We start from the raw sequence: 22826 nt of genomic DNA, 5'->3' as shown, positions 1-22826 counted from the left end.
CATCAGCGTTCCTCTGTGGCGACCGGTAAGCGCGGTTTACGCCGCAGTTTATCCATATACAGATAGACCACCGGGGTGGTGTACAGCGTCAGCAGCTGGCTCATCACCAGACCGCCAACGATGGTGATCCCCAGCGGCTGGCGCAGCTCCGCCCCGTCACCGCTGGTCAGCACCAGCGGCAGTGCGCCAAACAGTGCGGCGAGCGTGGTCATCATAATCGGGCGGAAACGCAGCAGGCTGGCCTGGAATATGGCGTCGCGCGCCGTCATCCCCCCGTTACGCTGGGCATCGAGTGCGAAGTCGACCATCATAATGGCGTTTTTCTTCACGATGCCGATCAGCAGCATAATGCCTATCAGGGCGATCAGGCTGAACGGCGCACTGAACAGCTCCAGCGCCAGCAGCGCGCCTACCCCGGCGGAAGGCAGGGTCGAGAGAATGGTCAGCGGATGAACATAACTTTCATAGAGGATCCCCAGGACGATATACACCGTAGCGATGGCGGCGACGATCAGCCACAGCTGGCTGCTCTGCGTCTGCTCAAACACAGCGGCGGTTCCGGAGAAACTGCCGCGTACGCTGGACGGCACGCCCAGCGACGTGATGCTGCGATCAATGGCGGCCGAGGCCTGCGACAGCGACACCCCTTCCGGCAGGTTAAACGAGACGGTAGAGGCCGCAGACAGGCCCTGATGGTTCACCGACAGCGGTGAGTTCGCCGGCTGCCAGCGGGCAAACGACGACAGCGGAATGGACTTACCCTCGCTGTTGATCACGAACATCTGCTTCAGGGCGCTGATATCCTGGGTGTAGCGCGGGTTCACCTCCATTACCACTTTGTACTGGTTCAGCGGCTGATAGATGGTGGAAATCTGGCGCTGGCCGAAGGCGTTATTCAGCAGATTATTGGCATCGGCAACGTCAATTCCCAGCCGTGACATGGTGGCGCGATCGTAGGTCAGCGCCATCTCCGCCCCCTTATCTTCCTGGTCAGAGTTGACATCCGCCAGCTCCGGCAGGGCGGCAAAGGCGCGACGGATTTTCGGCTCCCATTCGCGCAGATCGTCAAGACTGTCTGACAGCAGCGTGTACTGATAGCCGGCATTGGATTCGCGTCCGCCGACGCGGATGTCCTGTACCGCCATCAGGAACAGGTTCGCGCCTGGTTCTTTCGCCAGTTTACCGCGCAGACGGGCAATCACCTGCTGGGCCGTATCGCTACGCTGGTTCAGCGGTTTGAGCGAGATAAACATCGAGCCGCTGTTAGTGCGCGACCCGCCGGTAAAACCGACCACGCTGTCGACCGCCGGGTCAGCATGGACAATGCGCATAAAGTCTTCCAGCTTACCGCGCATGGACTGGAACGAGATGCTCTGGTCGGCCTGGATAAAGCCCATCAGTCGCCCGGTGTCCTGTTCCGGCATAAAGGTTTTAGGAATGGAAATATAGAGGTAAACGGTCAGACCGATGGTGGCCAGGAACACCAGCAGCGTCCAGCGCGCATGCTCCATCACCCGGTGCAGCGTGCTGCCATATCCCTGCTGAACGGCCAGCAGTACCCGGCCAAACCCGCGAATACGCGGCTGGGTGTGTTTGGGCTTATTGCGCAGCAGCAGCGCGCACATCATGGGCGTGAGAGTAATGGAGATCACCAGCGAAATAGCGATCGCCACCGACAGCGTGACGGCAAACTCCTTGAAGAAACGACCGATGATGCCGCCGAGCATCAGCAGGGGGATAAACACCGCGATCAGCGAGACGCTCATCGAGACGACGGTGAAGCCGACTTCGCGTACCCCCTGCAGTGCGGCCTGCAGCGGCTTCATCCCGGCTTCGACATGACGCGAAATATTTTCCAGTACGACGATGGCATCATCGACCACAAAGCCGGTCGCCACGGTCAGTGCCATCAGCGACAGGTTGTTCAGACTGAAACCACACAGGTACATCGCGGCAAAGGTGCCGATCAGCGACACCGGCACAGCCACTGCCGGGATCAGCGTGGCACGGCCGGAGCGCAGGAAGACGAACACCACCAGGATCACCAGACCGACGGAGATAGCCAGCGACTGTTCCACCTCATGCAGCGAGGCGCGAATGGTCGGTGAGCGATCCTGGGCGACCTCCAGGTGAATCGACGCGGGGATAATGTTGCTCAGTTCAGGCAGCTCACCCCGGATGCGATCAACCGTATCAATGATGTTGGCTTCGGGTGCTTTGCGGATCAGCAGCAGGATCGCCGGGCGGGCGTTGGACATCCCGGCATTCCGCACGTCCTGCACCGAGTCGGTCACGCTCGCCACATCCTGCAGGCGCACCGCCGCGCCATTATGGTAATGCACGATCAGGGGCTGATATTCAGCGGCGGTCTTCAGTTCATCGTTGGTCTTCAGCCACCAGCGCTGGTGGCGATCTTCAATGGCCCCCTGCGGCTTACGCACGTTGGCGCTCGCGATGGCGGTACGTACCGCATCCAGCGACACCCCCTGATTAAACAGGGCCTGCGGATTGAGCGCCACGCGCACCGCCGGCAGTGAGCTGCCGCCGATGCTGACGTCCCCGACGCCCTCAATCTGCGACAGTTTCTGCGCCAGCTGCGTTGAGGCATAGTCATACAGCTGGCCCGGCGAGTAGGTGTCTGATGTCAGCGTCATGATCATAATCGGCGCATCTGACGGGTTCGCTTTACGGTAGGTGGGGCGGCTGGGCATCCCGGTGGGGAGCAGGCTCTGTGCGGCGTTAATGGCCCCCTGTACATCGCGCGCGGCACCGTTAATATCACGCTCAAAATCAAACACGAGGATGATGCGTGTGCTGCCGAGCGAGCTGGTCGAGGTCATTTCGGTGATCCCGGCGACGCGGCCCAGCGCACGCTCCAGCGGTGTCGCCACCGAGGAGGCCATGGTCTCTGGTGAGGCACCCGGCAGCGAGGCACTGACCATGATCACCGGGAAATCGACCTGCGGCAGTGGGGCAACCGGCAGGAGCCGGAAGCCCAGAATACCGGCCAGCAGGATCGCCACGGTCAGCAGTGTGGTGGCGATGGGGCGGTGAATGAACAGGGCGAAGAATTTCACTCGGCCTCCCGCTTCACCAGGCGACGGGTCGCCCGGGACAGACGGTCAAACAGCAGGTAGATCACCGGGGTGGTAAACAGCGTCAGCACCTGGCTGACCACCAGGCCCCCGACCATTGCCGTCCCCAGCGGGCGGCGCAGCTCCGCGCCGACGCCGGTACTGAGCATCAGCGGCAGAGCGCCGAACAGCGCCGCCAGAGTGGTCATCAGGATCGGACGGAAGCGCAGCAGGCACGCCTGGTAAATGGCCTCGTACGGGGTCATCCCTTTTTCGCGCTCGGCCGCCAGGGCAAAATCGATCATCATGATGGCGTTCTTTTTCACGATACCGATCAGCAGAATAATGCCGATGATGGCAATCACATCCAGCTCGCTGCCACTGATCAGCAGCGCCAGCAGAGCACCCACCCCGGCGGTAGGCAGCGTCGACAGGATGGTGACCGGATGAATAAAGCTCTCGTACAGCACGCCCAGCACGATATACATCGCTACCACGGCGGCGACAATCAGCCATACGGTACTGGACAGTGCGGCCTGGAAGGCGAGTGTGCTGCCCTGGAACTGCGTCATGATCTCCGACGGCATGGCAAGGGATTGTTCCGTCTGGTTGATGGCATTGACCGCCTGCTCCAGTGAGTATCCCTTATTCACATCAAACGAGAAGGTGGTGGAAGGGAACTGGTCAAGGTGATTAATCGTCAGCGCCGTGTGGCGCTGCTCCACGCGGGCAATCGCACTGAGCGGCACGCTGCCACCGTCCGTACTCTTCAGCCGGATGCTCTGAAGCGCGGCCAGGCCCGGGGTACTGGCCGTGTCATGCTCCAGCACCACCCGGTACTGATTGGCCTGAGTGTAAATCGTTGACACCAGACGCTGGCCGAAAGCGTTATACAGGGCATTATCCACATCTGAAAGAGAGATGCCCAGGCGGCTGGCGACATCACGATCGACGCGGATATAGGCTTCCAGCCCCTGATCCTGCCAGTCGCTGCTCACCCCTTTCAGCTCGGGGCGGGTGGCCAGTTTCGCCTGTAATTTGGGGACCCACAGGCTGAGCGACTCCAGTGAACCGGCCTGTAGCGTGAACTGATACTGCGTCCGGCTGGCCTGGGTATCAATCGTCAGGTCCTGCACCGGCTGCAGCCAGAGGGTAATACCGGGCAGGTTGTCGATCTGCGCCTGCAGACGGGCAATGACCGCCGGAATGCGGTCAGCCCGTTCATCCAGCGGTTTAAGGTTAATCTGCAGTCGCCCGCTGTTCAGCGCGGCATTGGTGCCATCCACGCCAACAAAGGAGGTCAGGCTCTGTACCGCCGGATCTTTCATAATGATCGAGGCCACTTCCTGCTGGCGCTGTGCCATATTGCTGTAAGAAACCGACTGCGGGGCCTGTAAGGTTCCCTGAATAATGCCGTTATCCTGTACCGGGAAGAAACCTTTCGGGATCACCAGCCACAGCAGCACCGTCAGCGCCATGGCGCCGATGGCCACGCCCAGCGTCAGCCACGGATGGCGGAGGACTTTTTGCAACATGCGGCCATAGCGGGCAATCACCCGTTCAAACATCGCTTCGCTGGCGCGCGAGAAACGGTTCTGTTTACGCAGTGATTCCGCGCTTAACATGCGTGCGCACATCATCGGCGTCAGCGTCAGTGACACTATCGCTGAGATGAGAATGGCCACTGCCAGCGTAATGGCAAACTCGCGGAACAAACGGCCGACGATGTCACCCATAAACAGCAGCGGGATCAGGACTGCGATCAGCGAGAAGGTGAGGGAAATAATGGTAAAGCCAATCTCTCCCGCCCCTTTCAGCGCGGCAGTCAGCGGCTTTTCGCCTTTTTCGATGTAGCGCGAAATATTTTCAATGACCACGATGGCATCATCGACCACGAAGCCGGTGGCAATGGTCAGCGCCATCAGGGTCAGGTTGTTCACCGAGAAGCCAAAGAAATACATTGCCGCGAAGGTGCCGATTAATGACAGCGGCACAGCGACGGCCGGAATAATCGTGGCCGCCACGTTGCGCAGGAACAGATAAATAATCATCACCACCAGCGCCAGAGCAAGCAGCAGCTCAAACTGCACATCATGGACGGATGCGCGGATATTGGTGGTACGGTCGGTCAGCAGTCTGACGTCCACCGACTTAGGCAGTGAAGCGGTCAGGGCAGGCAGCATCTGGCGAATATTATCGGCGGTGGCAATGATGTTCGCCCCGGGCTGACGCTGAACATTCAGCACAATCGCCTGCTGCCGGTTGGCCCAGGCCCCGAGCCAGCTGTTTTCCGCGCCCTGTTCCACGCTGGCGACATCGCCCAGCCGCACCGGCGCGCCGTTCTGGAACGCGACGATCAGCTGCCGGTAACCCTCGGCGGTTTTAATCTGGTCATTGGCCGACAGGGTAATTGAGCGTTCCGGCCCGTCCAGGCTGCCTTTGGCCGAGTTCACGTTGGCGTTGCTGATGGCGGTACGTACGGTTTCGCTGGTGATATTCATCGCCGCCAGCGCCTGAGCATTGAGTTTCACCCTGACAGCCGGACGCTGCCCGCCGGACAGCGTGACCAGGCCCACGCCGGAAACCTGGGAAATTTTTTGCGCCACGCGGGTTTCCACCATATCAGCGACCTGAGTCATCGGCAGGCTGGTGGTGGTGACGGCCAGGGTCATAATGGGCGGATCCGCCGGATTCACCTTGCTGTAAACCGGTGGGTTAGGCAGGTCAGACGGAAGCAGGTTGGTGGCGGCATTGATCGCGGCCTGCACCTCCTGTTCGGCCACGTCCAGCGGCAGCTCCAGCTGGAACTGCAGGGTGACGACCGAAGCGCCGCCAGCGCTTTGCGACGCCATCTGTTTCAGGCCGGACATCTGGCCGAACTGCCGTTCCAGTGGCGCAGTGATCGCCGAGGTGATCACGTCCGGGCTGGCCCCGGGATACAGGGTGACGACCTGAATTGTCGGATAGTCGACTTCCGGCAGGGCAGAGACGGGCAGGGCGCGATAGCCGATAATCCCTGCCAGCAAAATAGCAATCATCAGCAGCGTGGTGGCTACCGGACGCAGAATAAACTGGCGGGATGGCCCGCCGCCGGGCGTTGGGGGCATCACCTGCATCAGTCGCTGGCTCCCCTGGCGGGCTGGGCACTTTTACCCGAGGTCAGCGGTGTGGCCTGTGGGGCAACCACCTCGACTTTCGCCCCTTCTGTCAGGCGATCAATGCCATCGGTGACCACCTTTTCCCCGGCCTCCAGCCCGGCGTTGATCACCACTTTTTCACTGTCCTGGAATTCGATGGTGACGATTTTTTTACTCACCTTATCGTCACTGTTGACCACCCAGACAAAGCTGCCCTCATTGCCCATCTGCAGCGCTGCGGCCGGTATAACAATCGCATCCTGCAGCGTGCTGACTTTCAGTCGGGCGTTGACAAACTGATTCGGGAACAGGCGGTCGTCCTGATTGGTAAAGCGGGCTTTCAGCTTCACCGTACCGGTGGTGGTATCGATCTGATTATCCATACTCAGTAACGTTCCCTGGGTCAGCAGCGTGGTGTTGCCGCGATCCCAGGCTTCGACCGGTACGGGCCCGCTTTTTTGTGCGCTGAGGATCGCAGAGATATCATTTTCCGGCAGGCTGAAAACCAGGTCGATCGGGTGAGTCTGGGTGATCACCACAATGCCGTTGGTGTCGCCACTGGAAATATAGTTGCCGACGTCGACCTGTTTCAGGCCCACGCGACCGTCGATAGGGGCAGTGACCCGGCTGTAGGTGAGGTTGAGCTTCGCACTGGCGACGCTGCCCTCATCGGCTTTCAGCGTGCCCTGGCTTTCACTGACCAGTGAACGCTGGGTATCCAGCTCCTGCTGTGACACCAGACTGGTTTTTGCCAGTTTTTCATAGCGGGCGAGGTCGCGCCGCGCATTGGCCAGCGTGGCCTGACTTTTCGCCAGTTGCCCTTCGGCCTGCATCAGTGCCACCTGATAAGGACGGGGATCGATCTCTGCCAGCAGCTGTCCGGCTTTCACTTCCTGGCCTTCTGTAAAGTGCAGCGCCATCAGGTCGCCATCGACCCGGCTGCGCAGCGTGACGGTATTGGCCGCCGTGACCGTACCCAGCCCGGAGAGATATTGCGGCACGCTCTGCCGCACCGCCTCAGCCGCCTGTACCGGCGAGGCCATGCCACCCGCTGCCCCTGTCCGTCCCGCGCCGCGAGGGCCTTTGCCCCGCGCCGGTTGCGTTCCCTCTGCGGGCTGTGCCTGCGGGCTGGCACTGTGGCTGTACCACCAGTAACCGCCTCCGGCTATCAGCGCAACGGCTATCACCAGTGGGATCAGGGGGAAACGACGCGGTGTATTCATGTTGTTGGCTCTCAGTGGATCAGGCTCATGCCCAGGCAGGACAAAAAGGTGTCCCGAATTTTGTCAGGATAGCGAATTTCAACCGCTGAAAAATGAAGGAATTAAGGATAACTGTATCCTTTACCACTGTCGCGGCGGCATCGTTTCTTTTTTATCTTTTCTGGTAAATACATTGCCACAAATGGACGAAGCAGGATCCGGGTTCTTTGTTAGACTTACGGGCTGCGTTACTGGCTTCTAATCAGGAGGATCATTATGAGTACTTTAGAACATCGCCAACTGGGCCGCTCCGGTATCCAGGTTCCGGTGCTGACCTTTGGTGGTAATGTGTTCGGCTGGACCATCGATGAACAGACCTCGTTTTCTCTGCTGGATGCGCTGGTGGAGAAGGGGCTTAACTTTATTGATACGGCGGATGTCTACTCTCGCTGGGCACCGGGTAATAAAGGTGGTGAATCAGAAGTCATTATTGGTAACTGGCTGAAAAAAAGCGGTAAACGTGACCAGATAGTGCTGGCGACCAAAGTGGGAATGGATCTCGGGGATGGCAAAACCGGGCTGGCACCTGCCTATATTCGCCAGGCGGTGGACGCCTCGCTGAAACGTCTGCAAACCGACTACATTGATCTGTATCAGGCTCACCGTGATGATGCCGATACGCCGCTGCAGGAGACCCTGGCCGCGTTCGATGCGTTAATCAAAGAAGGTAAGGTGCGTGCTATCGGTGCCTCTAACTATGCTGATGACCGCCTGCGTGAGGCGCTGAAAATCAGTGCTGACAACGGGCTGGCGCGGTATGAAACGCTGCAGCCGGAATATAACCTCTACGATCGTGCCGGTTATGAGAGCGGGCTGGAGCAGGTGGCGGTGGAACACGGCCTCGGCGTCATTAACTACTACTCCCTTGCCAGCGGCTTCCTCAGTGGCAAATACCGCAGTAAAGAGGATGCGGCGAAAAGCGCCCGCGGCCAGGGCGTCGTCGAGAAGTATCTGAACGATCGCGGCCTGAAAATCGTCAATGCACTGGTGCAGATAGCGGATGCCCGTCATGCCTCGCCTGCGCAGGTGGCACTGGCCTGGCAGATTGCCCGTCCGTCGGTCACCGCGCCGATTGTCAGCGCCACGTCGCTTACGCAGGTCGACGAACTGGCGAAAGCCGCCGTTCTCAGACTGAAAGATGAGGATCTTCGTCTGCTGTCGGAAGTCAGCAGCTACTAAACGTCGCTGAATATTACGCACATCAGGCCCGCCTTCGCGGGCCTTTTTTCGCCCGGCCGTCACCCCGGGTCTGGCCGATATTTTTTCACCCGGTTTCAATTCGTTACTCTCCTGCCCGGTGACTTATTACCGTTTTCAGGCATGATAGGCGGAATCTTATATTTAACTTTTCGTGCCATTTTCGGTCTCACTGACCTTTCTGCCAGGGGAAATATCATGTCCCAACGATCGCTTCAGGCGTTGTGCCTGATGAGCTTTTTTCTTGCCGATGTGCGTGATGGTCTTGGGCCTTTTTTAGGCATTTTTCTCACCGACAGGCAGTGGACGCCGGATGATATTGGCCTGGTGATGACCGCCGGCGGCCTGGCCGGTCTGCTGGTCACTATTCCCGCCGGGATCATGATCGATGCCACCACCCGCAAACGTCTGTGGTTGCTGGTCTGCTGTGCCCTGATAACGGCGGCTACGCTGTGGCTGTGGTATCGCCCTGAGCCGGTTGCCGTTACGCTATCGCAGATAGCCACCGGCATCGCCGCCGCCTTTATCGGCCCGGCGCTGGCGGGTATCACGCTGGGGATTACCGGGGAGGCCGGTTTTAACCGCCAGATGGGACGAAATGAAGCGTTTAATCATGGCGGGAATATGACGGCGGCGGTGCTGGCAGGCGTCGCCAGCTGGTACAGTGGCATTGGGGCCGTTTTTGTGTTGATGACCGGCATGGCGGTGCTGACCTCCGTTGCGGTTCTTGCCATTCGTGAACAGGATATCGATCATGCCGTTGCCCGTGGACTGACCTCTGCGCAGGAGGCCACGTCGGTACCACGCCTGTCGGTACTGATAAAAAATCCGCTGTTGCTGATTACCGGGCTGACCCTGCTGCTTTTCCATCTTTCCAATGCCGCGCTGCTGCCAATGTTAAGTATGCGCGTCGCCTCGGCAACCGGTCCCGGGGCCATTAACCCCGGGCTGTATGCGGCTGCCACGGTGGTGATTTCGCAGTGCGTGATGATCCCGGTGGCGCTGTTTACTGCCGCGCGTATTGAGCAATATGGCTACCGGCGCCTGATCATGGTGGCGCTGATGGTGCTTCCCTTCCGTGCCGCGATTGCCGCCGGATTTGCCGAGCCACTGGCGATGATCCCGGTACAGATTATGGACGGGCTGGCGGCGGGCATTCTCGGCGTGGCGCTGCCGGGATACGTGGTCAGCGTGCTGAAAGGCACAGGGCATGTTAATGCGGGGCAGAGCATTATTATGTTTATGCAGGGGGCCGGGGCGGCGTTCAGTCCGGCGCTGGCCGGATTCATTGCCACGCGCTACTCGTTCAGCGCGGCGTTCAGCGTGCTGGGCGGGGTGGCCCTGTTGTCGCTGCTCCTCTGGTGGCGGGCGGGACGGGCGCATTCAGCGATCTGACCGGGCAGCCCGGTCAGATCGCGAACGGTTAACGGAACATCACCTGCGCCCAGCGTGCGAGGCCCGCGGTAACGGAGCCGAAGTCATCGCCGCTGGCCAGCGGAATATCCGGCAGCTGCTGCTGTAATGCCGCACGCAGCACCGGCGACTTCGCGCTGCCGCCCGTCAGATAAATCACGTCAGGGCGCGTGCCGCTGGTATTTAAGGCCAGGGTGACCTGCTCCTGAATGCGCTCAAGCGGCTGGCTGATGGCCGTTTCCAGTGCGGCAACGCTGATGCCCGTTTCCAGTCCGGCATCGATAAAGTCCAGCGCGGTCTGAACCTCGTCACGCTGCGACAGGATGATCTTGCTCTCTTCGGCGGCGCGCACCAGACGATAGCCCAGCCGCTGCTGCCAGACTTTAAGCAGTCGCTGTACTTTAGCCGGTTCGGCAGCATCGCGGATCAGATCCTGCAACTGTTTGCGTGAGGCGGCGGCATAGAAGTCACTCTGCGCCGGGACATCATTAATCGCGACGGCATTCCACCACGGCAGGGCCGGCAGCCCGGTGCCTTTCACGGTTTCACCGCCCAGCCCCAGCAGTGGCATCAGTTCTTTAAACGCCAGCATGATATCGAGGTCGTTTCCCCCCACGCGACAGCCGCTGTGACCCAGCAGACTGTCGCCGCGATCCGCTTTATCGTGCCACTGCGGCCCCATCAGCAGCATGGAGCAGTCGGTGGTTCCCCCGCCGATATCCACCACCAGCACCCGCGTTTCTTTCGTCAGCGTCGCTTCAAAATCCAGCCCGGCTGCCACGGGTTCAAACTGGAAAACCACCTCCTGGAAACCGGCGCGGCTGGCCGCGCGCGCAAGGATACCTTCCGCCTGCTGGTTGGCGTCATCACCGCCCAGCCCCTGGAAGTTGACGGGACGACCGATCACCGCCTGAGTGACGCGCTCATTCAGGTGGCTTTCCGCCGTCTGGCGGATGTGCAGCATCATGGCGCAGACCAGATCTTCGAAGAAAGCGACCTGCTGTGGTTTCAGCCCGCTGGCCCCGAGGAACGATTTCGGGGATTTCACAAACCACACGTCCTCCGGGTCATCCATATACTGTGCCAGTGACGCGAGGCCGAACTTAACGCTGCCCGGCAGGACGTCGATATCCTCTTCGCGGTTAAACGCCAGCGCACGGCGCAGCAGCGCCTGGTTTTCTGCCTGTGGAGTAGGGACCTGATGATGACGGAACAGCCATTCGCTGACGGCATCACGGGTGGGCGCACACAGCATTGAGGGTAAATAAGGCGAGTCCTGCTCTAACGGCAGCAGCTTAGGGGCACCGTTTTCCATGATGGCAATCGAGCAGTTTGCCGTACCGTAGTCGAAACCGATAAACATCGTTTCCTCCGCTGAGTGGGAAAAAAGGGGGCGACTTTAGCCTGAGTGCGCTGGCGGCGCAAGCGGCAAGAGAAGGTTTACGACGTCGTCTTTTATTTATCGCTCGGCTTTGTATAGAATCGCGTCCACAAAATGGAATAACCGCCCTGCCATCCGGCAGAGGGCAGGGAGTGGATGTGAGCTTGTCTGTATTTTTAATCCTGGTGTCACTGACGATTGCCCCTCTGGTCCTTGGGATCACGGCGCTGGTGCTGGCCCTGCGCTGGCGTCATACCCGCTCCCGCTGGGTGCTGCTGGCGTCGCTGCTACCGCAGTCGCTGATCATTGCGCTGTTACTCTGGCCGGGTGGGCTGAGGGTCGTGGAGTTTGCGCATGAGATACTGCTGTTACTGGTGAGCCTGCTGACCTGGCTTACGCTGCTGATGGCACGCTGGCAGCGACGTGATGCTCCGCCGGTGCGCGCGCTGGTCACCGGATGGCTACTGTTTACCGTCCTGACCGCCGCCTTCTGGTTTAACCCGGGCCATCAGAGCACCATGGCATGGACGCAGCACGAGCGGCAGATGCAACATAACCTGACGTTGCTGGAGCAGGGGGCCATCACGCAGCTGAACCGACTCCCTGATGACAGTGCCCGCGAGCTGTTTTACCGCGCAGCGGCAAAAGTGTATCCCGAACAGACCCTGCGTTATTTTATCCGGCGCGGACTTTCGCCGCTGGATAAGGGGGAAAATGGCTACTCAGTCCTCAGCAATGCGATTGAAAGCCACAATGCGGTCGCCCTGAGGCTGTTTTTCTCGGTGATGACCCCGGCTCAGATCCAGTCCCTGACCTTTGATTACGATCCGCTGCGCGATCTGCGTCACGAGCCGCCTGCGGGCGAGGCGCGGCAGCAGCGTTTTTATGCGACGATGGCCCAGCTGCTGGCGGCGCGCCCTGACTGGATAAAGCCCCGTCTCCCGGACGCCCCCTCCTACATGACCACCGCCCTGTTTACAGGTATGGGCAGCACGGCGAATTTCCTGCTGGCGTATGAGCCTGCCCCGCAGGGCCTCTGGCGGCTGATGCTGCTGGCGCTGAATGACGACACCGCAACGCTGATGGCGGCAGTGCGTCAGCAGCCGTTGCTGCTTGAGCAAACGCTGTCCGACGGCAGCGGGCGCGATCTGACACTGATGGCCTGGATGATTAAGTATGCTCCACCTCAGACCCGGGCGGCGTTACTCAACAGCGGGCTGATTGTCTGGGATCATTACCTTGAGCCGGAAAGGCAATTCGGTCAGAAAGGGATGACCAATGCCCTGATTGATGAAGCCCGGGGGAACTGGCGCTACCGCGACGAAACCACCAGCGTGCTCCAGCAGGTGCTGGCCAGCGCCATTGCTCAGGGGGTGACCCTGACGCCGAAGCAGATGCTGGCGGTCTTTCGCTATGAAGATGATCCGCACACCCTGCATATCATGCTGAAAGCCGGGCTGCGCTGTGCGCCGCTGCTGTCGGCCAGCGCGCAGCTGCTGACCGACGCGGAGCAGGATGCGAAGGTGCGGGGCTGGATCAGTAAGGCCTGTCAGCGCGAGCCGCAGTAAGGGGAAATTATTTGATGGCGAAGTAGCTGTTCATCAGCATCGATGACAGCGACTGACGGGGCGCGATGGTGTCGCCCCACACCATGTCGATGCCAATGGAGGAGAGGGTGTTAAGGGCCACCGGCAGCTCTACGGGCCCGGCCAGAGTAGCAATACCCAGCCGCCTGGCGTGGCCGTGAATGATCGACACCATCATCTCATCCATCAGGTTGCAGTGGACGTTGGCCACCAGCTCGCTGGCGAGGTAAAGATAGTCAATCTCGTCGGCGGGTAGCTGGTTAAACGCATCCAGATTGCGGCCAAAGTCGCGCAGGACAATCCGGCTGCCGGCGGCGCGAAGGCGGGCAATGTTGCGGTGCAGTGCCTCATCAGGCTGGCTGAGAACATCGGCATTGATGGCAAACCAGAGGGTATTGGCCGGTACGCGGTAGCGTGCAAACTGGTCCAGCGTATCGTTAATGAAACGGTCATCGCACAGCCCAAAGCCGGAGACCGGCAGTGTCAGGGTCAGGCCTTTACTGATGGTCCCCTGCGCATAGTTCTGGAAGAACTCCCTGATCAGCTTCCGGTCCAGTTCGACAAAAAGATCGCTGTCCTGCAGCCCGGCGCGGAAGCTGGTCTCTTCAATTTCATCTCCCTCTGGCGTAAACAGCTGCATTTCTGCCAGCCAGAAACTGGTGGCATGGATTTTTCCTGGCGGAGAGGCGGCCCAGACCTGCAGACGCATAGGTTGCTGAGCAATAATCTGTTCATTTTGCACGCGGCTCATTTCCGGCTTCAGCCGTTTCAGCAGGTGGCTTTCGTAGACGGACAGTCGGCCGCGCCCGTTATGCTTGGCGTGGTAACAGGCCAAATCGGCCTGTGCCATCAGTTCACTGGCGCTGACACTGTCCGCGCTGACGGGGGTGAGACCGGCGCTGGCGCCGACGTGATGTACCCGGCCTTCCCACAGGAAACCATAATCGTTAACGGCGCTGATAATCCGACCCACTGTCTCGCCAGCCTGCTTCAGCGTACAGTCCGGCAGCAGGACGCCAAACTCATCACCACCGAGGCGGGCGAGGAAATCGCCCGTTCCCAGATGGCGCTGCATCACGCCAGCAATGTCCCGCAGCAGGGCATCACCGGCCGCATGGCCCGCGGTATCGTTGACGGATTTAAAGCGATCGAGATCGAGAAACACCAGCACGTGCTGCTGCTCTGTGCCGGAGAGGGTCAGGCGTTTAAGCTGATGTTCGAAGCTGACGCGATTAGGCAGGCGCGTCAGCATATCATGGGAGGCACTGTAACTAAGTCGTTTCAGCATTTCACGGGATTCGCTGACGTCCTGGATAACCATCACGCTGCCGATGTTTTCACCGGCCAGGGTTTTCAGTGGTGACAGGCTGTAATGGACAGCGAACTGCTCACCGGAGCGGTTATGCAGCACCAGCTCCGCATCGGGCTCTCCCGGGGTTTTCTGCTGTGGCAGGTCGCACAGCAGCAGATTTTTACGCTCCGGCCCCTGGCTGCCCTGGGTCAGGTGCAGGATTTCGCTCAGGGGGATACCTGATGCCTGATGCTGGAGCCAGCCACTCATTTTTTCCGCCACCGGGTTCATAAAGATCACCCGCATCTCTTCATCGGTGCTGATCACCGCTTCACCGATGGCATCCAGGGTGATATGCATACGCTCTTTCTCTTCGTAAAGGGCGTTGGTAAGCAGACGCAGGGCGGTAATGTCCTGATTTATACCGAGCATACGCTCGACGTTGCCATTCCGGTCCAGCAAAATATTGCACTGAGCACGGATATGACGCACGCCGGTCTCCGTATTAATACGAAATTCAACATCAACCGGTGTGGCATTTTTAGCCGCGTTATCAAACATGCGGATAGCGCCCTCGCGGTCGGCCGGATGCAACCTTTTGACCCAGTCCTGATAGGAGGCCTGTGCATTGGCTGGCATCTGATAGAGCTGAAACATACGCTTATCCCAGCTCATCACCCCGTTTTGTAAGTCCCACTCCCAGACGCCAATCCCGCCGGCTTCATTCGCCAGGGTAATGCGTTCCATCAGCCGCTGGTTCACCTCTTCGGTCTTTTTCAGATCGGAAATATCTTCAATCTGCGCAATAAAATAGAGGGGCTGTTGTTCGCTATCACGCACCAGTGACATGGCCAGCAGGACCCAGAGGATCTGGCCATTTTTGTGGATGTAGCGCTTCTCCAGACTGTAGCTTTTAATCTCGCCTGCCAGCAGAGCCTGCATCTGTTCCAGATCGGCGTCGAGATCGGCGGGGTGGGTCAGCGCCTGGAAGTTATGGGTGCTCAGCTCAGCTCTGTTGTAACCCAGTATTTTGCACAGGGACGGATTGACCTGCATCCAGTCGCCGCGAGTCGATACCAGCGCCATACCAATGGCTGAATACTCCATGGCGTGACGAAAGCGCGTTTCGCTTTCAGAGATATGCTTACGCTCCTCGCGAAACGAGTGCATCACCAGCGTCATGATATGGCTGGGGATCAGCGCCAGCAGGAACGGAACCCAGGGCATGGACACCAGCATTCTGGCATTGGTGATGTCGTCAGGGATCAACTGCAGGGCCAGCATCAGCGACATCATTGAGATGGTCGCCAGGTAGATCACAAAGGCTTCAAAACGGGGCAGACGGACCGCGCTGTAAAACAGGATCACAATGACAAAGGTAAATGGCCAGGGGATATAGCGCAGTGAGAACCAGCACAGCGCCAGCGTTACCATCAGGGTGAGCAGGGTTTCAAACAGCACGTTCTGGCGCAGATGACGGCGCAGATAATCCGGCTGCCACAGCAGACAAACCGGGCCCAGTGCCAGCATGCCTATCACCTCAGAGATGGTCCAGGTGGTGAAGAACCGCAGCGTCGAGTGGCCGTTAAAGTGCAGCAGCCAGCTGGCCAGCAGCCCGCCGATCAGCGGCGTCATAACGCCGACGGCAACCATCATTTTGCACCAGCTGAACAGTGAGTTCAGCGGTTTGTCACGATCCAGCAGCAGGCGCAGCAGGGCGCCTCCCAGCAGTGCCTGGAGCAGATTGACCAGCGGGAACTTCAGGTTGGCCAGCGAAGGGCCGATGACCATAGCGTTCGCCAGCGAGACGCCGAGAACGCAGCCCAGCAGCAGCAGGGGCAGGCGGTGTAGCGGATGACGGAACACCACGATAGTCATCAGCGCCGTGGAAAACCACAGCGGCGAGATCTGACCGCTGACCTTGATCAGCTCAAGGCAGTAAAAAGTGACGACAAAACTTAACAACCCCAGCAACAGGGCGTTAACCCATTGCGAATGCGGGGATGTTACAGATGATACATTTTTTGTCGTCATTACATATCCAGCATGGCGCCGATATAGGCATAATCTTAATATCTTATGCTCTTGCTGGCATAACAAATAAGCACTATTTTCGCCAAAACCAAAAGATCGCGTTATTCGGACGATTGAACCGCGCGCTGTCCGCAAAAAGCCGGCTTAAGCGCCATCACTGGCGCAGTTTAAGTAGCTCCTCGCGGGTCCAGGCGTGGTCGATACCCGCAATCTGCACAGACAGCCGCTGCAGGAACTGCTGGGTGGTGGCGATGCGACCGTGGCCAATCAGTAATAACGGCAGCAGCAGGGCGATCGCCAGCTGTAAGGGGGAAAACCCCCGCGGCCGGATATGACGCTGGCTGAACAGAAAGACGCTGCTGAGGGTAAACCCCAGCGTCAGTCCGGCGATCACTTCACTGACGGAGTGATAATTCAATACCAGCCGGGAAAGGCCCACCATCAGGGGGATCAGATAACCACAGGCCACCGCCACGCCGCGCCAGACGTTCGCCAGGCGGCCACTCAGCAGCCAGAGCATCACCGGCCACAGCGTGGCGGACATAGCGCTGTGGCCACTGAAACCGGTAAAGTTGAAACGCGCGCTGCCAATACCAAACCCCAGAAAAGCAATTTTAGACAGGCTCACCACGGCCCCGGCCGTGCAGAACGCGAGCACCCAGTACCAGGCAGTACGTTTATCATCGCTTTTATAGTGGAGCAATAACGCCATAATGGCAGCGGTAGGGATCAGCAACATGCTGTCACCGAAATAGGTTAAAATATGGACGAGATGCCAGGACACACGCTTTCCTTTTTACTGTTTTTCTGCCGGCCAGTTTATCGATGAAAGTGATTGTCGCCTAACGGGAAAGTCTGAAAAGGTTTCAGGCGCTTTTTTCTGGTATCAGCAGGGCTAACTCCCTATAATTGCGCCCGCTATACCCTTCAAATTCATGCTGCAGGTGTGTTGGCAGCCACTGTCTGCCTGTAGCGCTAAATCTGCCGGGTGTGCTCACCCTTATATTGTCTCAGAATCAGGTCTTTAATATATGACTGACAAGTCACATCAGTGCGTCATCGTAGGTATCGCAGGTGCTTCTGCCTCGGGAAAAAGTCTTATTGCCAGTACGCTGTATCGTGAAGTCCGCGATCGTGTCGGTGATGAAAATATTGGTGTCATCCCCGAGGATGCCTACTATAAAGACCAGAGTCATCTCACCATGGAGGAGCGGGTCAAGACCAACTATGATCATCCCAGCGCCATGGATCATAACCTTCTCTTACAGCATTTACAGATGCTGAAAGCCGGGCAGCCGATCGATTTGCCGGTGTACAGCTACGTTGAGCACACGCGAACCGCACAGACGCTCTGCCTGAAACCCAAGAAAGTGATTATCCTTGAGGGGATCCTGCTGCTGACCGACGCGCGCCTGCGCCAGGAAATGAACTTCTCTATTTTCGTTGATACCCCCCTGGACATCTGCCTGATGCGACGCATGAAGCGCGATGTTAATGAGCGCGGGCGTTCAATGGACTCGGTGATGGCACAGTATCAGAAGACGGTGCGGCCGATGTTCCTGCAATTTATCGAACCGTCAAAGCAATACGCCGATATTATCGTGCCGCGCGGCGGGAAAAACCGCATTGCCATTGATATCCTGAAAGCGAAAATTAATCAGTTCTTCGAATAATCGAAGCGCCCGCTGGAGACCCTCATGAGATTATGTGACCGCGATATCGAAGCCTGGCTCGATAACGGCAAACTGGGTATCGATCCCCGCCCACCGGTAGAACGTATTAACGGTGCCACTGTTGATGTGCGCCTTGGCAATCAGTTCCGCACGTTTCGCGGTCACACGGCACCCTTTATTGATCTGAGTGGTCCGAAAGACGAAGTGAGTGCGGCGCTGGATCGCGTGATGAGCGATGAGATTGTGCTGCCGGAAGGGGATGCCTTTTATCTGCACCCTGGCGAGCTGGCACTGGCCGTGACGCTGGAGTCCGTGACGCTGCCGGACGATCTGGTCGGCTGGCTCGACGGACGCTCTTCCCTGGCACGACTCGGGCTGATGGTGCACGTTACCGCACACCGTATCGATCCGGGCTGGCAGGGCCGGATCGTGCTGGAGTTCTATAATTCAGGTAAACTCCCCCTGGCGCTGCGTCCTGGGATGCTGATTGGTGCGCTCAGTTTTGAACCGTTGTCCGGCCCCGCGGCAAGACCTTATAACAGTCGGCAGGACGCGAAGTACAAAGGTCAGCAGGGCGCAGACGCCAGCCGTATTGATAAAGACTAAGCTTAACAGCAACGCGGCCAACGTCTCTGCGGGTTGAAAGAGTGGGGTTTAAGGAGAAGGCATGAAAAGATTTATTACCACCCTTGCCATCTTACTGGTGGTGATGGTGGCTGGCATGACCGCGCTGGTCGTGCTGGTTAATCCTAATGATTTTCGCGCCTATATGGTTCGCCAGGTTGAACAGCACAGTGGCTACCAACTGGCACTGAATGGCGAGCTGCGCTGGCACGTCTGGCCGCAGCTCAGTATTCTTTCCGGCCCGATCACCCTGACGGCGCCGGGTGCCACCCAGCCTGTTGTCAGTGCGCAAAATATGCGGCTGGATGTTAATCTTTTACCGCTGCTTTCACACCAGCTGTCCGTTAAACAAGTGATGCTCAAAGGTGCCGTGGTGCGGCTGATGCCGGACAGTGAGCGCCAGCGACCGTCAGATGCCCCGATAGGCCCTGATGATAACGACGACGCCTCACCGGTCAGTGATATCACCCATGGCTGGAAATTTGATATTGCTCATCTGCGTATTGCCGACAGCTTACTGGTCTGGCAGCAGAGCAACGGCGAACAGCTTAATGTGCGTGATTTTAACCTCTCCCTGGATCAGACGCAGCCGCGCCTGGCGCATCTGGCCCTGAGTAGCCGCATTAACCGTGACCAGCGTGAACTGCAGATCAGTATGGAGAGCGATCTGGATATTACCGATTACCCACGGCGTCTTGATGCCGTGATTAATCAGCTTGATTACCAGATGAAAGGCGCTGATCTTCCTCGTGAAGGGGTAAAAGGCAGCGCTCAAATGAAAGCGACATGGTTGTTGCCGAAACAGCAGTTCAGTCTGGCCGATATTCAGTTCAGCGCTAATGACAGTCAGCTTACCGGTAATCTCTCGGGTTTCATGAGCCCACGTCTTCAGATCAGCGCAGATCTTCACGCTGCCACTCTTAACCTTGATGCTTTACTCGGTCTGAATGAGGTCTCATCCGGGAGCTCCACCGGTGCAGACCAGCGTTCCGGACCTGCGCCGGTGGTGGCGGCCTTGCCCGAGTATGACAATGCCAACTCTCCGCTGAATGCCATAGACGGTAAGGTCGGGCTGAGTGTTGATGCGTTACACTGGCGTGGCGTGCAGATGAAAAATGTTCAGCTAGCGGCAGTGAATAAAGCCGGATTGATGACGATCAATACCTTCAGGGGGAATATCCCTGGCGGCAGTTTCTCGCTTCCCGGCACCATCGATGTGCGCAGCGAACAAACTAAAGTGACCGTGCAACCGGATCTGAAACAGTTCGCCCTCACTCCTCTGTTAAAGAGCCTGGAACTGCCGGATAAAGTGAGCGGTGCGATCTCCCTGACCGGCAACTTTGCGGGAGAAGGTTTGTCCGTTGACGACGTTAAGCGTCACTGGCAGGGTAGGGCCGATCTGACGGTTAAAGATGCGCAGTTTGCCGGCCTGAACCTTCAGGAGCTGGTTCAGCGCGCGGTAGAAAATAATAACAATAATGTGGAAGGAAAGCGGAGCGACGGTCAGGCCAACCTTCAGCAAATTACGGGATCAATGGCCCTGAAAAATGGGGCATTCACTTTCAGTCGTCTGGATGCCCATTCCGGCACGCTCAACTATACCGGTCAGGGGACGATTGATGTGGTTAACCGGGCGCTGGATTTCCGCTTTGGCGTCACCGTGACGGAAGGCTGGATGGGTGACAGTACGTTGATAAAGCGTTTACAGGTGACGCCCGTGCCGCTTCGTATTTACGGGCCGTGGTCGGGTATCAATTACAACCTGACCGTAGACCAGGTACTGCGCGGTCAGTTACGTGACGAAGCGCGAGAACGGCTGAAAAAGTGGATAGATCGTAACCCGGAAAGCGATAAAAATAATGATGTGAAAAAGGTGCTGAAGGATCTGTGATTCACTGTCGGGGCTGACCAGTTTACCGGGTCGGCCCCAACAGTGAGTTGCTCCGGTCAAGATTAACCTTCGTTGTTATTCGGGATAATCTGGACTTTTTGTACCCGGTGATTTTCAACCTGTAAGGTGCGGAAAAGATAGTCCCCGACCTGCACCTCTTCCCCTTGCTGCGGTACATGCTGCAAATGCTCCATTAACAGTCCCGCCAGTGTATTGTATTCACGCTTCTCATCCAGCGGCAGCGGCAGATGCATAGCCAGGTCATCCAGCGGCATATGGCCGTTGGCCGTCCAGCTGCCGTCAGCATTTTGCTGAATGTCATGGCGGGGGTCGAGCTTTTCCCCCTCATTCGGCAGATTACCGGCAATGGTTTCCATCACGTCACTCAGCGTGACAATCCCCTCGACGGAGCCAAACTCATCCACCACAAAGGCGAAGTGGGTTCGCGCGGTGCGGAACTGTTCAAGCGCAGGGAGCAGTGTCAATTGTTCAGGGAAGACCAGCGGCTGGCGGATGAGCCCGCGAAGGTCAAGGTCATTGCCATGCAGTGCCTGTTTAAGCAGGTCAATCACATGAACGACACCGAGAGGTTCATCGCTGTTCTCGGTGATGATCAGACGGGTATGTTGATTGTGATCGAGCCGGGCCATGATAGTTTCCGGGGATTCTGCCAGATCTATATGCTCTATATCATGCCGGGAGGTCATAATGCTGCTGACGCTGCGCTGACCCATGGCCAGCACGCGTGCAATCATCATGCGTTCCTGCTTGTTAAAGATAGCCTTGCGTCCGCTGCTGTCTGCCACCAGCGAAGAGGTTTCCGTATCCAGTTCCGCCAGCTCATGATGGCCCCGCAGTAGCCTGAGCACGGCTTCAGCCGTTCGCTTACGCAGTGGGGAACGGGCGGAGAGAAAACGGCGGCGGTTAAACTGTGCCAGCTGGTTCAGCGCTTCGATCACCACCGAGAAACCAATCGCCGCGTACAGATAGCCTTTGGGAATGGAATAGCCAAAGCCGTCGGCCACCAGGCTGAAACCGATCATCAGCAGGAAACTGAGACAGAGAATAATGATGGTCGGGTGACCATTCACAAAACGGGTGAGAGGCTTACTGGCCAGCAGCATCAGCAGGATGGCGATAATCACCGCGGCCATCATGACGGCCAGATGGTCAACCATACCGACGGCAGTAATCACTGAATCAAGGGAAAATACCGCATCCAGCACCACAATTTGCGCCACCACCGGCCAGAACCGTGCCCCCCGTTTTTGCGGCCCCTCTTCTTCATCTTTCCCTTCCAGCCGTTCATTCAGTTCCATTGTCGCTTTAAACAACAGAAAAACACCGCCAACCAGCATGAGCAGATCACGGGCGCTGAATGCGTGTCCGCTGAGGTTAAACAGCGGGGTAGTCAGCGACGACAACCACGAAATGGATGCCAGCAGCGCCAGCCGCATCAGTAACGCCAGCAGCAGGCCCGTGACGCGCGCACGGTCGCGCAGTGTGGGAGGGAGCTTCTCCGCCAGGATGGCAATAAATACCAGGTTATCAATACCCAGAACCAGTTCCAGCAGGACTAACGTGACCAGGCCGGCCCAGATTGACGGGTCGGCGATCCATTCGAACATTATTTTCACCTGAAAAGCATAAGTAATGATCAATGATGAGTCGGAATCGACACCATTTCAACCGCTAATCTGGGCATATAGCCTCATGGCTGGCCGCAGGGTAGAGGAAAACATCAGGAGTGACGGATAAATAACCGCCGGTGCCGAAATTCTTAAACTGTTTCTTTTCAGGAATAATCGTATAGGGCCAGATTGATTAAAGAGTAATACTTATCACCGGAATACAGCGACGTAAGATTAATCTTATTTTTAGGCAGGGAATTAATCTTGAATTTACTTTATGAGGAGTATGGGAATGAGCGGTACTGACGCAGCATTAACGTAGTCTTAATCCTAAAAGAAGGTACGGGCGCGGGGAGCATCTTGTAAACAGGCCAGTTATAACTAGTATAGCAACGTGTTACTGAATGTCTGCGTGGATGTTGAATTTAGCGCAGTGCAGGCGGGTCCAATGTTGATTTATGTGAATGAAGACACATTTCCGCTGAATGAACGCTAAAGCCTGCCGTGTGAGATGGCAGGTAAACAACATGAAACGGCAACATTTTACAGCGCATTGGCAGCTACAAGCCAGGGGCGGTAGCGTGTCCTGACGAGTCTTGAGACTGTTCAGGAAGCGCCGCGGAACAGTAAAC

At 57.8% G+C, this 22826-nt stretch carries 13 protein-coding genes; 6 read left to right on the top strand and 7 right to left on the bottom strand.

Annotated features, from left to right (window positions below; genetic code table 11):
* Positions 1-2 precede the first annotated feature (2 nt).
* Genes mdtC through EPE01S_RS01745 form a run of 3 tightly spaced genes read right to left on the bottom strand, consistent with a single transcriptional unit; the run spans position 3 to position 7434 of the window.
* Positions 3-3077 (bottom strand): multidrug efflux RND transporter permease subunit MdtC, encoded by a 3075-nt coding sequence (gene mdtC / locus EPE01S_RS01755; protein ID WP_062742843.1) that lies wholly within the window; start codon positions 3075-3077, stop codon positions 3-5.
* Positions 3074-6190, bottom strand: a complete 3117-nt coding sequence (locus EPE01S_RS01750) for an MdtB/MuxB family multidrug efflux RND transporter permease subunit (protein ID WP_062742842.1) — start codon at positions 6188-6190, stop codon at positions 3074-3076. The genes mdtC and EPE01S_RS01750 overlap by 4 nt, the downstream gene beginning before the upstream one ends.
* Positions 6190-7434: an MdtA/MuxA family multidrug efflux RND transporter periplasmic adaptor subunit gene (locus tag EPE01S_RS01745; RefSeq protein WP_062742841.1), complete on the bottom strand. Its 1245-nt coding sequence runs from the start codon at positions 7432-7434 to the stop codon at positions 6190-6192. The genes EPE01S_RS01750 and EPE01S_RS01745 overlap by 1 nt, the downstream gene beginning before the upstream one ends.
* Before the next feature lie 255 nt (positions 7435-7689).
* On the opposite strand from EPE01S_RS01745, the gene EPE01S_RS01740 reads away from it, so the two are divergent.
* Both EPE01S_RS01740 and EPE01S_RS01735 read left to right on the top strand, forming a co-directional pair.
* The gene (locus EPE01S_RS01740) at positions 7690-8652 is read left to right on the top strand and encodes an aldo/keto reductase (protein WP_062742840.1); all 963 of its coding nucleotides are present in this window, start codon (positions 7690-7692) and stop codon (positions 8650-8652) included.
* 216 nt (positions 8653-8868) lie between these two features.
* Positions 8869-10065, top strand: a complete 1197-nt coding sequence (locus tag EPE01S_RS01735; protein WP_062742839.1) for an MFS transporter — start codon at positions 8869-8871, stop codon at positions 10063-10065.
* Positions 10066-10093: 28 nt separating this feature from the next.
* On the opposite strand, the gene yegD is transcribed toward EPE01S_RS01735, so the two are convergent.
* Complete coding sequence (gene yegD, locus EPE01S_RS01730; RefSeq protein WP_062742838.1) at positions 10094-11446, bottom strand: molecular chaperone; 1353 nt, start codon at positions 11444-11446, stop codon at positions 10094-10096.
* A gap of 182 nt (positions 11447-11628) precedes the next feature.
* Between yegD and EPE01S_RS01725 the strand changes: the two genes are divergently transcribed.
* Positions 11629-13032, top strand: coding sequence for a hypothetical protein (locus EPE01S_RS01725; RefSeq protein WP_137269464.1), 1404 nt, complete (start codon positions 11629-11631; stop codon positions 13030-13032).
* A 7-nt stretch (positions 13033-13039) separates the two neighbouring features.
* On the opposite strand, the gene EPE01S_RS01720 is transcribed toward EPE01S_RS01725, so the two are convergent.
* Both EPE01S_RS01720 and EPE01S_RS01715 read right to left on the bottom strand, forming a co-directional pair.
* Positions 13040-16375 (bottom strand): diguanylate cyclase, encoded by a 3336-nt coding sequence (locus EPE01S_RS01720; protein WP_062742836.1) that lies wholly within the window; start codon positions 16373-16375, stop codon positions 13040-13042.
* 154 nt (positions 16376-16529) lie between these two features.
* On the bottom strand, positions 16530-17159 hold the full coding sequence (locus EPE01S_RS01715) for a phosphatase PAP2 family protein (protein WP_240043807.1): 630 nt from the start codon (positions 17157-17159) through the stop codon (positions 16530-16532).
* Between the two features lie 247 nt (positions 17160-17406).
* Here EPE01S_RS01715 and udk point away from each other — a divergent pair, with 247 nt between their 5' ends.
* The 3 genes from udk to asmA all read left to right on the top strand — a co-directional run bounded on the left by udk (position 17407) and on the right by asmA (position 20563).
* The gene (udk, locus tag EPE01S_RS01710; RefSeq protein WP_062742835.1) at positions 17407-18048 is read left to right on the top strand and encodes a uridine kinase; all 642 of its coding nucleotides are present in this window, start codon (positions 17407-17409) and stop codon (positions 18046-18048) included.
* A 24-nt stretch (positions 18049-18072) separates the two neighbouring features.
* On the top strand, positions 18073-18654 hold the full coding sequence (gene dcd / locus EPE01S_RS01705; RefSeq protein WP_062742834.1) for a dCTP deaminase: 582 nt from the start codon (positions 18073-18075) through the stop codon (positions 18652-18654).
* 61 nt (positions 18655-18715) lie between these two features.
* The gene (gene asmA, locus EPE01S_RS01700) at positions 18716-20563 is read left to right on the top strand and encodes an outer membrane assembly protein AsmA (protein WP_062742833.1); all 1848 of its coding nucleotides are present in this window, start codon (positions 18716-18718) and stop codon (positions 20561-20563) included.
* A gap of 62 nt (positions 20564-20625) precedes the next feature.
* Here asmA and EPE01S_RS01695 read toward each other — a convergent pair whose 3' ends face one another.
* The gene (locus tag EPE01S_RS01695; RefSeq protein WP_062742832.1) at positions 20626-22191 is read right to left on the bottom strand and encodes a TerC family protein; all 1566 of its coding nucleotides are present in this window, start codon (positions 22189-22191) and stop codon (positions 20626-20628) included.
* Positions 22192-22826: the final 635 nt, after the last annotated feature.

This window comes from Erwinia persicina NBRC 102418, assembly GCF_001571305.1.
Classification (GTDB): domain Bacteria; phylum Pseudomonadota; class Gammaproteobacteria; order Enterobacterales; family Enterobacteriaceae; genus Erwinia; species Erwinia persicina.
Note: the sequence above shows the minus strand (reverse complement) of the source record. Positions and strands in the feature narration are given on the sequence as shown.